General features: G+C 69.5%; 14 protein-coding genes. 10 read left to right on the top strand and 4 right to left on the bottom strand.

The features are described from left to right. Positions 1-270 precede the first annotated feature (270 nt). Positions 271-648 (top strand): YciI family protein, encoded by a 378-nt coding sequence (locus LSF15_RS18485; RefSeq protein WP_232500040.1) that lies wholly within the window; start codon positions 271-273, stop codon positions 646-648. A gap of 2 nt (positions 649-650) precedes the next feature. Then, on the top strand, positions 651-1,937 hold the full coding sequence (locus tag LSF15_RS18480; protein ID WP_232500039.1) for an RNA polymerase sigma factor: 1,287 nt from the start codon (positions 651-653) through the stop codon (positions 1,935-1,937). 107 nt (positions 1,938-2,044) lie between these two features. Here the strand turns inward: LSF15_RS18480 and LSF15_RS19135 are convergent, their stop codons facing one another. From LSF15_RS19135 to LSF15_RS18465, 3 genes are read right to left on the bottom strand one after another with little or no spacing between them, the layout of a single operon-like run. Beyond that, positions 2,045-2,749, bottom strand: a complete 705-nt coding sequence (locus LSF15_RS19135; protein ID WP_232500038.1) for an NINE protein — start codon at positions 2,747-2,749, stop codon at positions 2,045-2,047. Further along, complete coding sequence (locus tag LSF15_RS19130) at positions 2,739-3,563, bottom strand: sulfite exporter TauE/SafE family protein (RefSeq protein ID WP_232500037.1); 825 nt, start codon at positions 3,561-3,563, stop codon at positions 2,739-2,741. Before LSF15_RS19130 ends, LSF15_RS19135 begins: the two co-directional genes overlap by 11 nt. Before the next feature lie 24 nt (positions 3,564-3,587). After that, positions 3,588-4,139, bottom strand: a complete 552-nt coding sequence (locus LSF15_RS18465; RefSeq protein ID WP_232500036.1) for a VanZ family protein — start codon at positions 4,137-4,139, stop codon at positions 3,588-3,590. Between the two features lie 375 nt (positions 4,140-4,514). Between LSF15_RS18465 and LSF15_RS18460 the strand changes: the two genes are divergently transcribed. Further along, the gene (locus LSF15_RS18460) at positions 4,515-4,718 is read left to right on the top strand and encodes a cold-shock protein (protein WP_129520071.1); all 204 of its coding nucleotides are present in this window, start codon (positions 4,515-4,517) and stop codon (positions 4,716-4,718) included. Positions 4,719-4,800: 82 nt separating this feature from the next. Here LSF15_RS18460 and LSF15_RS18455 read toward each other — a convergent pair whose 3' ends face one another. Beyond that, positions 4,801-6,825 (bottom strand): PhoX family protein, encoded by a 2,025-nt coding sequence (locus LSF15_RS18455; protein ID WP_372460063.1) that lies wholly within the window; start codon positions 6,823-6,825, stop codon positions 4,801-4,803. A 374-nt stretch (positions 6,826-7,199) separates the two neighbouring features. Between LSF15_RS18455 and LSF15_RS18450 the strand changes: the two genes are divergently transcribed. The 7 genes from LSF15_RS18450 (at position 7,200) to LSF15_RS18420 (ending at position 12,107) form a co-directional block, all read left to right on the top strand. Then, positions 7,200-8,267, top strand: a complete 1,068-nt coding sequence (locus LSF15_RS18450) for a fatty acid desaturase family protein (RefSeq protein ID WP_372460062.1) — start codon at positions 7,200-7,202, stop codon at positions 8,265-8,267. Between the two features lie 106 nt (positions 8,268-8,373). Then, on the top strand, positions 8,374-8,580 hold the full coding sequence (locus LSF15_RS18445; RefSeq protein ID WP_232500035.1) for a cold-shock protein: 207 nt from the start codon (positions 8,374-8,376) through the stop codon (positions 8,578-8,580). Between the two features lie 275 nt (positions 8,581-8,855). Next, complete coding sequence (locus tag LSF15_RS18440; protein ID WP_232500034.1) at positions 8,856-9,182, top strand: TFIIB-type zinc ribbon-containing protein; 327 nt, start codon at positions 8,856-8,858, stop codon at positions 9,180-9,182. A 482-nt stretch (positions 9,183-9,664) separates the two neighbouring features. Then, positions 9,665-10,021, top strand: a complete 357-nt coding sequence (locus LSF15_RS18435) for an ArsR/SmtB family transcription factor (RefSeq protein ID WP_232500042.1) — start codon at positions 9,665-9,667, stop codon at positions 10,019-10,021. Beyond that, a complete protein-coding gene (locus tag LSF15_RS18430) occupies positions 10,018-10,491 on the top strand; it encodes an SRPBCC family protein (protein WP_232500033.1) in 474 nt (157 codons plus the stop codon). Before LSF15_RS18435 ends, LSF15_RS18430 begins: the two co-directional genes overlap by 4 nt. A gap of 108 nt (positions 10,492-10,599) precedes the next feature. Then, positions 10,600-11,040: a VOC family protein gene (locus tag LSF15_RS18425; protein ID WP_232500032.1), complete on the top strand. Its 441-nt coding sequence runs from the start codon at positions 10,600-10,602 to the stop codon at positions 11,038-11,040. A 77-nt stretch (positions 11,041-11,117) separates the two neighbouring features. Next, positions 11,118-12,107 (top strand): aldo/keto reductase, encoded by a 990-nt coding sequence (locus tag LSF15_RS18420; protein ID WP_232500031.1) that lies wholly within the window; start codon positions 11,118-11,120, stop codon positions 12,105-12,107. Position 12,108 lies beyond the last annotated feature (1 nt).

Genomic DNA, 12,108 nt, shown 5'->3' with positions numbered 1-12,108 from the left:
CCCGAGTGCCCGAGTGCCCGAGTGCCCGAGTGCCCGAGTGCCCGAGTGCCCGAGTGCCCGAGTGCCCGAGTGCCCGAGTGCCCGAGTGCCCGAGTGCCCAAGCGGGAGGACGAGGGGCCGAAGTGCCGAAGTGCCGAAAAGCCGGCTTCAACCAATCGACGAGCTCGGCCGGGCGGGAACGATCTCGGCGAGACCGTCGAGAATCCGATCGCAGCCTCGACATACTGATGGGAGCGCGGTTCCGCCTCCCAGATCGAAGGAGCGATTGCGATGAAGTACCTGATCCAGATCTACAGCAACCCCGCCTCTCGTGCGATGTGGGAGAGCTTCAGCGCCGAGCAGCAGGCCGAGGGCTACGCCTACTACCAGGGCATCAGCGACGAGCTCCGCTCGACCGGTGAGCTGCTCGCCGACGAGGCGCTCGCCGACATCTCGCTCGCCAAGCGCGTGACCGTGAGCGAAGACGCCGGCACGGTCGCGAGCGACGGCCCGTTCGCCGAGACGAAGGAGTTGCTCGCCGGCTTCTACCTCGTCGACTGCGAGACCGAGGCACGTGCCATCGAGATCGCCGGCCGATTCCCCGAGGCCGAGTTCGGACTCATCGAGGTGCGTCCCGTGCTCGAGATGACCTCGGGCGCCGACGTCTGACGATGCCCGGCCCGCCTGGCCTGCCCGGCCCGCCCGGCCCGCCCGGCACCCCCGCCACCGCCGTTCGGGCACTGCGTGACGCCGCGTCGTCGGCGCTCGCGGTGCTCGTTCGGCGCTATGGCGACTTCGAGGCGTGCGAGGACGCCATGCAGGAGGCGCTCATCGCCGCCGCGGCGCAGTGGCCGCACGAGGGCGTGCCCGACAGTCCGCGTGCCTGGCTCGTGCGGGTGGCGTCGCGCCGCTACATCGATGCGGTGCGAGCGGATGTCGCACGGCGGCGCCGCGAAGCGCACGCCGTCGACCTCGAGCCCCCGCCCGCGCCGGTGCCGGCGGTCGATGACACGCTCACGCTGTTCCTGCTCTGCTGTCACCCGGCGCTGGGCCGCCCGGCACAGGTGGCACTGACCCTGCGTGCCGTCGGAGGCCTCACGACCGCCGAGATCGGTCGCGCGCTGCTGCTTCCCGAGACCACGATCGCGCAGCGCATCTCGCGGGCGAAGGCGCGCATCAGGACGAGCGGCGAGCAGTTCCGGATGCCCCGGCCCGGCGAACTCGACGAGCGCCTCGCGGCGCTCCGCCAGGTGCTCTACCTGATCTTCACTGAAGGACACACCGCCAGCTCGGGCGATGCGCTCGCGCGCGTCGACCTCTCTGCGGAGGCCATTCGCCTCACCCGGCAGCTGCACGACGCCGCGAACGATGCGTCGGGAGAGACATCCGGCCTGCTCGCCCTCATGCTGCTCACCGAGGCCCGACGCGCCGCCCGCACCGATGACGCGGGCGCGCTCGTGCCGCTCGATGAGCAGGATCGCGGCAGGTGGGACGGTGCCATGATCGCCGAGGGCGTCGCGATCGTCACCGAGACGCTCGACCGTGCCCCGATCGGCCCGTACCAGCTGCAGGCGGCGATCGCCGCCGTCCACGACGAGGCCGCCTCGACCGCTGCGACCGACTGGGTCGAGATCCTCGGCCTCTACGACCTGCTCGAGCGTCTCGCGCCCGGGCCCATGGTGACGCTCGGTCGGGTCGTCGCACTCGCCATGGTCGAGGGGCCGGCGGCCGGACTCGCAGCGCTCGAACGCGCCGAATCGGCCGACGAGGGCACGCGCGGCACGTCGCTCGCCGAGCACCACCGCACGTGGGCGGTGCGCGCCCACCTGCTCGAGCGCAGCGGGGCGACGGATGCCGCATCGCTCGCCTTCAGCGAGGCGGCCAGGCGCACCCTCAACGGGCCTGAGCAGCGCTACCTCGCCGCCAAGGCCGAGACGCTCCGCGCTCCTGCTCGCTGAACCGCTGCGGGTTGAGGAGGCGCGCAGCGCCTTCCACCTGCGGGTTGAGGAGGCGCGCAGCGCCGTCCACCTGCGGGTTGAGGAGGCGCGCAGCGCCGTCTCGAAACCTATCGCGCAAGCGCACCGACGATGCCCGAGACGCCGACGATGCCCGAGATGAGCCCCGACAGGAGTCCGAGTGCGACGACGCCGCCGGTCACGATCCAGGCGATGCGCGAGTGCTCGGCGTAGCCCTCGAGCGCGCGTCCCTGCGCGTCGCGCTGTGCACCGGTGAGCACGAGCAGCAGGTCGACGAGCACCCACACGCCGAGCCCGCCGAGGGTGATGAGCTTCAGGACCCCGGTGCCGATCTTGCCGAGGTAGAACCGGTCGACGCCCCAGTATCCGAGCAGCAGCGCGAACAGCCAGGTCGCGAGGAACGTGCGCCCCGCATTGCCGTACGTGTCGTACGTGAACTGCGGCGCGGATGTCGCGGGCCCGCCGCTCTCGGGAGGCAGCGGCACCGTGGTGTGCTCGTTGAGGTCGCCTGCCGAGGTCGTGTGCGGCGTGCGTACCGATGTCAGCTCGTCGATCGAATCGTCGACGGGAGGCGACGCAACCGGAGCGGGTGCGACGGCAGGCACGGCCGGCGTCGGCGCGGCCACCGTGAGTGCGGCCGCCGCAGGCGCCGGTGACTGCGAGCTGCTCGGGGCCGCGGCATCCGTCGACTTCGGAGCCGTGTGGGGAGTCCAGGAGCTGCCGTCCCAGTACCGGATGGCGTCGGCGTCGGCCTCGTCGTCGTACCAGCCGGCGGGGTGTGAGTCAGCGGCCACGCTCGTTCCTCTCTCTTCGTTGCGCGCGGATGGCGCGCACCGCCAGTTGCACCGTGGCGATCACGATGAGCGCCGAGAACAGCCACGTCGACCACTCGGGCGAGAGCACGTGCGCGATCGCCACCCCGCCGAAGGAGGCGACCGCCGCCGCCGCGCCGGTGATGATGCCGGCGCGCAGGTCGACGACGCCGCCGCGTGCGTTGGTGACCGTGCCGCTGATCGCAGTGGGGATCATCACCGCGAGCGACGTGCCTTTCGCGACGAGGTCGCTCATGCCGAGCAGGATGATGAAGGCCGGCACCATGATGATGCCGCCGCCGATGCCGAAAAGGCCCGCGGCGACGCCGATCACGATGCCGAGCACGACCATGGCCACGATCGTGAGCGCGTCGAGTTCGACGAGGTCCGCGCCGCGCTCGGGCACGAAGAACAGCATGCGCGCCGCCACGATGACGAGCAGGGCGATGAACATCCACCGCAACCACGTGAGCGGGATGCGCTTGAGGAGCCTCGCCCCGAGCCATCCGCCGACGATGCCGCCCGCGGCCACGAACACGGCCGCGATCACGTCGACCTCGCCGTTCACGAAGAAGGTGATCGCGCCGACGACCGCGGTGGGCACGATCGCCGCGAGCGATGTCGTGGAGGCGCGGCGCTGGTCCATGTGGGCGAACGTGATGAGCAGGGGCACCATGAGGATGCCGCCGCCGACGCCGAACGCTCCCGAGAGCAGCCCGCCCACAGCGCCGATGAGGGCGAGCCGAACCCACGATGCCCGCGAGGGTGCTGGGGCGAGTGGGGCGGGCGAAGTCACCCGACTTACTGTACTGGCGGCCGGCTACGCGGCGCGATCGGCAGCGCTGCCGGTGCCTGAGCGCCCTCCCGCGCCGGCGCCGATGAGTTCGCGCGGATGGACGGGCTCGATGCTCGCCGAGTCGGCGAGCGACTCACCGGGCACCCGAATCTCGGATGCCGCGACCGCGCCCGCACGGTGAACCATGCGTGCGACGAGCACGAGGAACACGCCGACGACCGAGCCGGCGGTGTTCATGACGAGGTCGCGCGGGTCGGAGACGCGGTCGGGAGCGAGCAGCTGCGAGAGCTCGATGATCGTCGTGAAGGCGAGACCGGCGAGCAGCGCGAGCGGCCAACGGCGACGGCGGATGAGCAGCGCCGCGAGCACGCCGACCGGCACGAAGATGGCGATGTTGAACACCATCTCGGAGAGGTACCCGGTGGTCCACGTGATGGGCGAGGTCCACGCGCCGGGGTTCAGGATGCCGGCCTCGATCTGGTGGGTGGCGGTGCGCCATGGCGCCGGACCGACGGTGACCCACAGCACGACGGCCGCGTATGCGGCAGCGACGAGACCGAGGGGGCGGCGATCCATCCCCCCATTGTGCCCCCACGACACTATGAAACAGCTGTTATCCACAGGCGGTCCGTATCCCGGGAGCAACGTCACTCCGACGCGACGAGCGCGGCAGAATGTCACAATCGGGTCGCAGCCGGTGTGAACCTGAGCGTAACCCGATAGGGTACTATCACTGATTCCTCCATCAAGCGGGCACTTGCCCGGCCTCCATCTGATTGCCCGGAGGCGGACCGATCCGCGTGGCATGACCCGATACGAGTAAGGCGGATGCCTGAGCGCAACCCCGCCCCTCGCCCCCGCTTCGACGACACAGTGTCGCCGGGGCAGCGATCGACCGTCGGTCGCATCGGGTCCGCATCAGCGGCCCATCTGAATAAGAAGGACAGCAGTATGGCAACTGGAACCGTCAAGTGGTTCAACGCCGAAAAGGGCTTCGGCTTCATCGCTCCCGACGACGGCAGCGCCGACGTCTTCGCGCACTTCAGCGCCATCACGGGCAACGGCTACCGTTCGCTCGAAGAGGGCCAGAAGGTCGAGTTCGAGGTCGCACAGGGCCCGAAGGGTCTGCAGGCCGAGAACATCCGCGGGCTCTGAGCCGGCACAGGCACCACGCGAACGCCCCCGCAGCGCAAGCTGCGGGGGCGTTCGTCGTAACCCGGGTGATCTCGGGCTCGGTCTACGGCTTCCAGACCTGCACGACCGACGGGCGAGGGCCGCCCCAGTTGCCGTCGGCGACGGCGCCGGGCGTCACGTAGTCGGGGAAGAACGACCGCTGCGCCGCCCACGAGCCGTCCTCACCCGGGTGCTGCACCGCGACGAAGACCGACCCGTCCTGGTCGTGGATGAGGGGACCGCAGGTCTCGCCGTCGCGCGGCACCGACAGGAACTGCTGCACGCGTCCGCGCTCGGCGCCTTCGAGCGGCACCTTGAAGAGCCCGTCGCACAGACCGATCGTGCCCGGCTGGCCGTCGGTCGAGATCCAGAGGTTGCCCTTGGAGTCGAACGCCACGTTGTCGGGGCACGAGATCGGCGAGACCTTGTCGGCCGGGTACCCGGCGAAGTAGGTCGACGGGTTGGTGGCGGGGTCGCCGGCCAGGATGAGGATGCTCCAGCCGAACGTCGTCGCGGCCGCGTCGTTGCCGTTCTCGGTGAGCTCGATGATGTGGCCGTCGCGGTTGCGGTTGCGCGGGTTGACCTCGGTCGCGCCCTCCTTGCGACCCGGAACGCCGCGGTCGGTGTTGTTGGTGCATGCGACGTAGACGCGCCCGGTGCGGGGGTTCGGCTCGACGTCTTCGGGGCGGTCGAGCTTGGTCGCACCGACGGCGTCCGCCGCCAGGCGAGTGTTGACGAGCACCTCGGCGGCCGAGAACCCGGGCACCTGGCTCACGCCGTCGATGACGAGCGGCACCCACCGACCGGTGCCGTCGAACTGGCCGTCCGACGGCACGGTTCCCGTTCCGTCGATCTCGCCGGCGGGGGAGTCGCCCGAGAACTGCGCGACGTAGAGGGTGCCCGCGGTGAGCAGCGTCTTGTTGTGGGCTCGTGCCGCGGGGCTGTTCGAGCCGTCGAAGCGGTCCTTCGAGACGAACTTGTAGAGGTAGTCGAAGCGCTCGTCGTCGCCCTGATAGGCGACCGCGTGCCCGCTCGTCGAGATGCTGATGTTCGCGCCCTCGTGCTTGAAGCGGCCGAGCGCCGTGTGCTTGACGGGCGTCGAGGTCGGGTCCTCGGGGTCGATCTCGACGATCCAGCCGAACCGGTTCGGCTCGTTGAGGTACCCGGGGTTGGCGACGCCGTCGAAGCGGGGGTCGACGCCCCGCCAGCCGCGTCCGTCGCCGTTGGCGTTCAGTCCGTAGCGCTGCTCGGCCGGGGTCTGGCCGGGGTTGCGGAAGTACCCGTTGAAGTTCTCCTCGCCCGAGAGGATCGTGCCCCACGGCGTCGTGCCGCCGGCGCAGTTGTTGAGCGTGCCGCGAACCGTGGTCCCCGTCGAGTCCTCGACGGTCTTCAGCAGGTCGGAGCCGGCGGCGGGGCCCGTGAAGGTGAACGGGGTGTCGAGGGTGATGCGCCGGTTGCGCGGCGCGCCGACGACATAGCTCCAGGGCTGCCCCTTCTTCGAGCGCGTCACCTCGACGACGCCGAAGCCGTGCGCCGCCATGGCGATGCGGCTGCGCTCGGCCGGGTCGAAGTCGGGCGGGAACATGATCGACTCGTTGGTGTACTCGAAGTTCGCGACGAGCACTCCGCGCTTGCCGTTCGGCTCGGCGATGATGTCGAGGTAGTCGTTGTTGTACCCGAACTGGCGGGCCTGCTTCTCGGCGGTCTGGTGCAGCGGGTCGAACGCGTCGTCCTCCGAGAAGATCGGGTCGCCCCACCGGATGATGGGCCGCCACTGGTAGCCGGCGGGCACGACGACGTCGTCGACGCTCGCGGGAACCGGCGCGATCGGGTCGAAGGCGAGCTTGCCGCCGTTGCCACCCGGGATCGCGGCGGCGGGTGCGGCGTCACCGGCAACGGCGCCGCCGATGACGATCGCGGCCGCCGCGGCACTCGCGCCGGCGAGCACCGTGCGCCGCGACATGCTCGCGCTCACGATGTCGCGGAAGTACCCGTTGTCGGAGGTGTTCGGCACCGGATGGAAGCACGCGTCGGCGCACTTGAGGTGGCAGGTCACGGCGCTGCGCTTGCCGGAGGTGTGCCCCTGCATGGGCAGCAACGGCAGCAGGGTGCGGCGTGCGACGGGGCGCGCCGACGAGGTCGTCTCGTCGCTGCGCGCCGGTTCGTGGGTCATGGTCATCAGGGGCTCCCATCACGTTCAGTGCGCCGCGTCCGGACGCACACGGTCAGATTGCCGGGGCCGGGAACGTGGTGAGCGGATGCCGCGTGGCCGAAGGGTGAACCTCGGGTGAACGGTGTCGACGGGTGGAACCGGAATGACCCACGCCGAGATTTCCCAGCACGTTCCCATGCCGACCGGGTAGTGTCGAGACATCTGCAGCGGGTGGTTACCCGCGTGACACGGCTGGGAAGTCGATTACCAGCTGGGACGCAAACATCTCTCACACCGAATCCCTCGGTGCGATTCGGGCTACGAAGCCCCGCACCGGCTCTCCCGACATCACGCGCAGTTACACCGCTCTCTCACGGGTCGTCCGCGAGTCGGGCCTGCTCGCCCGCACGCGCTGGTTCTACCTGATGCTCATCGGCATCCTCCTGGTCGCGCTCGGCGGAGCCATCGCGGGGTTCATCCTGCTCGGTGACTCCTGGTTCCAGCTCCTCATCGCGGGCGCACTGGGGCTGATCTTCACCCAGTTCGCATTCCTGGCGCATGAGGCCTCGCACCGGCAGGTGCTCGAGTCGGGCCCCGCCAACGACCGCATGGGCCGCGCGATCGCCGCAGGCGTCGTGGGCATCAGCTACTCGTGGTGGATGACGAAGCACACGCGTCACCACGCGAACCCGAACAAGGTCGGCAAGGACCCCGACATCGACTTCGACACGATCTCGTTCGTCGAGGCCGATGCCGCGAAGCAGCGCGGAATCATGGCGCTGATCACGCGCAAGCAGGGCTACCTGTTCTTCCCGCTGCTCACGCTCGAGGGCCTGAACCTGCACTACCGGTCGATGGGCACGCTCTTCGCCCGCGGTCCCGTCAAGGGTCGCTGGATCGAGCTCGGCCTCATCGCCGCGCGATTCGCCGTCTACTTCGGCGCGATCTTCTGGATGCTGCCGCTCGGCATGGCGTTCGCGTTCATCGGCGTGCAGCTCGCCGTGTTCGGCGTCTACATGGGCGCCTCGTTCGCGCCGAACCACAAGGGCATGCCGATCATCCCGGCCGATGCGAAGCTCGACTTCTTCTCGAAGCAGGTGCTCACCTCGCGCAACGTCTCGGGCGGCATGTGGGCGAGCGCGCTCTTCGGCGGCCTCAACTACCAGGTCGAGCACCACCTCTTCCCGAACATGCCGCGCCCGCACCTCGCGAAGGCGCGCGAGATCGTGCGCGAGTACGCCCGCACGCTCGACGTGCCCTACACCGAGACGACGATCATGCAGTCGTACGGCATCGTCATCCGCTACCTCAACCGCGTCGGCCTCGCCGCACGCGACCCATTCGATTGCCCGATGGTGAACCAGTTCCGTCGGGTCTGATCCCACATACTTCCGCAGGCGGACGTCGCCCGCGGAACCCCGCACGACCTCAGGTCGTGCACGTCGCAGCCGTTTCGGCGGCTCGGCTTTACAGAAGGAAAAGAATATGGCTACCGGAACCGTCAAGTGGTTCAACGCCGACAAGGGCTTCGGCTTCATCGCCCCCGACGACGGCAGCGCCGATGTCTTCGCGCACTTCAGCGCGATCGCATCGGGCGGCTACCGCTCGCTCGAAGAGAACCAGAAGGTCGAATTCGAGACCGCCAAGGGCCCCAAGGGCCTGCAGGCCGAGAACATCACCGTCATCGGCTAGTTCTCGCACCACCTGATCGGCGGCGAAGCCGCCGGTCGACGAGCGGATGTCACGGCCACCGCCTCTTCGTGAGGCGCGTGCCGGGGCATCCGCTCGCTCTCGTTCGTCGGTCGAGCGTCGCATCGAGCGGGCGCGCCAGCGCCCTATCGAGATCTCGAGGCGCCGAAGTGCCGCCTATCGGGATCCGCCGCGCACCCGAGCAACTGCACAGCTTCGCTCCGTAGGCTCGACGGACGTGCCGATCGACCCTGTCGGCCCCGAAGGAGGAGCCCCGAATGCAGTGCCCCACTGATGGAACCGTGCTCGTGATGAGCGAGCGCAGCGGAATCGAGATCGACTACTGCCCCACGTGCCGCGGCGTGTGGCTCGACCGGGGCGAGCTCGACAAGATCGTCGAGCGTGCGGGCCGTGAGCTCGGTGGCGCCCAGCAGTCCGCGCCGGCCGCGCCGACCCCGCCGCCCGCTCAGCCGCAGCAGCCCCAGTACGGGCAGCCGGCATACGGTCAGCAGCCCTACGACAGCGGGTACAACCGCGGCTACGGCGACCAGGGCCAGTACCGCAAGAAGAAGAAGGAGAGCTGGCTCTCCGAGCTCTTCGACTGAGTCCCGACTCCCTTCCCCCGCTTCCCCCGCTCCGGGGGTGCTTCTGCGCCAATTTCGAGCAGGAATCCCCGAAATCTGGCGCGAAAGCACCCCCGCAACGTGAGGGGCCGGCGCCGCCACGAGCCAGGTCGTGCCGTCGCGGTCATCGAGCATGCCGAACGTGTCGCCCCAGGGCGTGACCTCGAGCGGCTGCAAGGTCGTGCCGCCGTCGGCGAGCTCGTCCTCGTAGCGGCGCAGCGTGGCATCGTCGTCCGGCACCACCCTGACCGCGAGACCGGATGGCCGCTCGGGCGGCCCGACAGCAACCCCTTTTCGCGGACAGCACACGCTCTTCGAAAGAACCCTTGACAGGGTCATCCATCGCCCGTATCTTGTAATCAATCAAATGGTTGATCAAGTAATACGTTGATCAACGCGAAGTTCGATCGGAGGCGAGTGTGATCGTGGATCCGAGTGCCGACGACCGCCTCGACCGCGCCTTCATGGCGCTGGCCGACCCGGTGCGCCGCCGCATCATCGCCCGCCTGAGTCGCGGGCCGGCCACGGTCAACGAGCTCGCCGAACCGTTCGAGATCACCAAGCAGGCGGTCTCGAAGCACATCCAGGTGCTCGAGCAGGCCGGCCTCGTCACGCGCACCCGCGACGCGCAGCGTCGCCCGGTGCACCTCGACGCCGCCGCACTCGAAGCACTCACCGAGTGGATCGACCGCTACCGGCTGATCCACGAGCAGCAGTTCCGGGCACTCGACGCGCTGCTCGCCACCGAACGAGGCCGCCGCGCCGCACCATCGGCCGGGGGCACCACCCCAGCAGGCACACAGGAAGACGCAGAATCATGACGAACCCCGTCACCATCAACGCCCCCGAGGGGCTCCCCTTCATCGACATCGAGCGCGAGCTCGACGCCCCCGTCGCGGTCGTGTTCAACGCCCACCGCGACCCCGAGCTCATCACGCAGTGGCTCGGGCCCAACGGCTACGAGATGACCGTCGAGCGCTGGGACTTCGTGTCCCAGGGCGGCTACCGCTACGTGCACACGAACCCCGACGGCGAGTCCTTCGCGTTCCGCGGCACGTTCCACACCGTTCGCGAGAACGAGTTCGCCATCCAGACGTTCGAGTTCGAGGGCTACCCCGACGTCGTCGCGATCGAGGCGATGACGTTCGAAGACCTCGGCGACGGTCGCACCCGGCTGCACATCCACTCGGTCTACCCCACGGTCGAGTCGCGCGACGGCATGGTCGCGAGCGGCATGGAGACCGGCATCCGCGAGGGCTACGAACGCCTCGACGCGCTCGTCGCCGCGTGATGCTCGTCACCGACTGATCAGGGGCGAGCGGATGTCGCGACTCGACGCGTGCTCGCGGCATCCGCCCGCGCTTCCTCACTGAACCACCCACCCAGAACGGAGCAGCCCATGGACTGGACCCTTGAAGTCGTCATCGTGCCGGTGAGCGACCTCGACCGATCGATCGCGTTCTATCGTGACCAAGTCGGATTCGACCTCGACCACGACACCCACGCCGGCGAGATGCACTTCGCGCAACTCACCCCGCGCGGCTCTGGGTGCTCGATCGTCATCGGCTCGCTGCCGTCGCAGCAGGAGATGGCGCCAGGGTCGCTGAAAGGCATCCAGCTCGTGGTATCCGATGCGGCGGCCGCGCGCGACGAGCTCACCTCGCGCGGAGTCGAGTGCAGCGAGATCACCGTGTTCGACGAGCGAGACGGCGGCACCTTCTTCGGGTTCGCCGACCCCGACGGCAACTCGTGGGCCGTGCAGCAGATCAAGGCTCGCGGCGACCGCCCGCTCATTCCGGTCGAGGCACGGCAGCGGTTCGGCGCCGAACAGGAGCTCTGACCGCCGCGCGCCGACGGGTCGGGCCGAGCCTCGGCCGGCCCCGGGGGTCGGGCGGTGCCGATATCGTGAACAGCATCATGCAGACGCGCACCCTCGGCCGAACAGGCCGCACCGTATCAGTCATCGGACTCGGCACCTGGCAGCTCGGCGCCGACTGGGGCGAGGTCGATGAGGGCGACGCACTCGCCGTGCTCGACGCCGCATGCGAGGCGGGCGTCACCCTCTTCGACACCGCCGACGTCTACGGCGACGGCCGCAGCGAATCGCTCATCGGTCGCTGGCTTCGCGAACATCCCGATTCGGGTGTCACCGTCGCCACCAAGATGGGTCGGCGCATGCCGCAAGAGCACGCCAACTACTCCCTCGAGCACTTCCGCGCCTGGACCGACCGCTCCCGCGCGAACCTCGGCGTCGACACGCTCGACCTCGTGCAGCTGCATTGCCCGCCGACCTCGGTGTTCGGCGACGACCGGGTGTTCGACGCGCTCGACACCCTCGTCGATGAGGGAGCCATCGCGAACTACGGCGTGAGCGTCGAACAGGTCGACGAGGCGCTCGCGGCCATCGCCCGGCCGAACGTGGCCACGGTGCAGATCATCCTCAACGCCTTCCGGCTGAAGCCGCTCGACGAGGTGCTGCCCGCCGCGCGTGCGGCGGGCGTCGGCATCATCGCGCGGGTACCGCTCGCGAGCGGGCTGCTCTCGGGGCGGTACACGCTCGACACGCAGTTCGCCGAGAACGACCATCGCAGCTTCAACCGGCACGGCGAGTCGTTCGACGTCGGTGAGACCTTCTCGGGGGTCGACTACGCCACCGGCGTGCGGGCGGCGCAGGAGTTCACCGAGCTCGCCCATGAGGCGGCGCCCGAGCGCACGCCCGCGCAGGTCGCGCTCGCGTGGGTCGCCACGCAGTCGGGCGTGAGCACGGTGATCCCGGGCGCGCGCAACCCCGAGCAGGCGCGGGCGAACGCCGCCGCGGGCGCGATCGAACTGCCCGAGGACTTCGACGACGTCGTGCGCGAGCTCTACGACCGCGAGATCCGCACGCAGGTGCACGGCCGCTGGTAGG

Source organism: Agromyces humatus (genome assembly GCF_021228295.1).
Taxonomy (GTDB): domain Bacteria; phylum Actinomycetota; class Actinomycetes; order Actinomycetales; family Microbacteriaceae; genus Agromyces; species Agromyces humatus.
This window is presented reverse-complemented; position numbering and strand designations above follow the sequence as displayed.

Coding starts and splice junctions, on each gene's coding strand:
- LSF15_RS18455 (WP_372460063.1), bottom strand. CDS start 6,825: ATGCAGGGGCACACCTCCGGCAAGCGCAGCGCCGTGACCTGCCACCTC.
- LSF15_RS18485 (WP_232500040.1), top strand. CDS start 271: ATGAAGTACCTGATCCAGATCTACAGCAACCCCGCCTCTCGTGCGATG.
- LSF15_RS18440 (WP_232500034.1), top strand. CDS start 8,856: ATGCAGTGCCCCACTGATGGAACCGTGCTCGTGATGAGCGAGCGCAGC.
- LSF15_RS18480 (WP_232500039.1), top strand. CDS start 651: ATGCCCGGCCCGCCTGGCCTGCCCGGCCCGCCCGGCCCGCCCGGCACC.
- LSF15_RS18435 (WP_232500042.1), top strand. CDS start 9,665: ATGGCGCTGGCCGACCCGGTGCGCCGCCGCATCATCGCCCGCCTGAGT.
- LSF15_RS18425 (WP_232500032.1), top strand. CDS start 10,600: ATGGACTGGACCCTTGAAGTCGTCATCGTGCCGGTGAGCGACCTCGAC.
- LSF15_RS18420 (WP_232500031.1), top strand. CDS start 11,118: ATGCAGACGCGCACCCTCGGCCGAACAGGCCGCACCGTATCAGTCATC.
- LSF15_RS18445 (WP_232500035.1), top strand. CDS start 8,374: ATGGCTACCGGAACCGTCAAGTGGTTCAACGCCGACAAGGGCTTCGGC.
- LSF15_RS18465 (WP_232500036.1), bottom strand. CDS start 4,139: ATGGATCGCCGCCCCCTCGGTCTCGTCGCTGCCGCATACGCGGCCGTC.
- LSF15_RS18430 (WP_232500033.1), top strand. CDS start 10,018: ATGACGAACCCCGTCACCATCAACGCCCCCGAGGGGCTCCCCTTCATC.
- LSF15_RS18460 (WP_129520071.1), top strand. CDS start 4,515: ATGGCAACTGGAACCGTCAAGTGGTTCAACGCCGAAAAGGGCTTCGGC.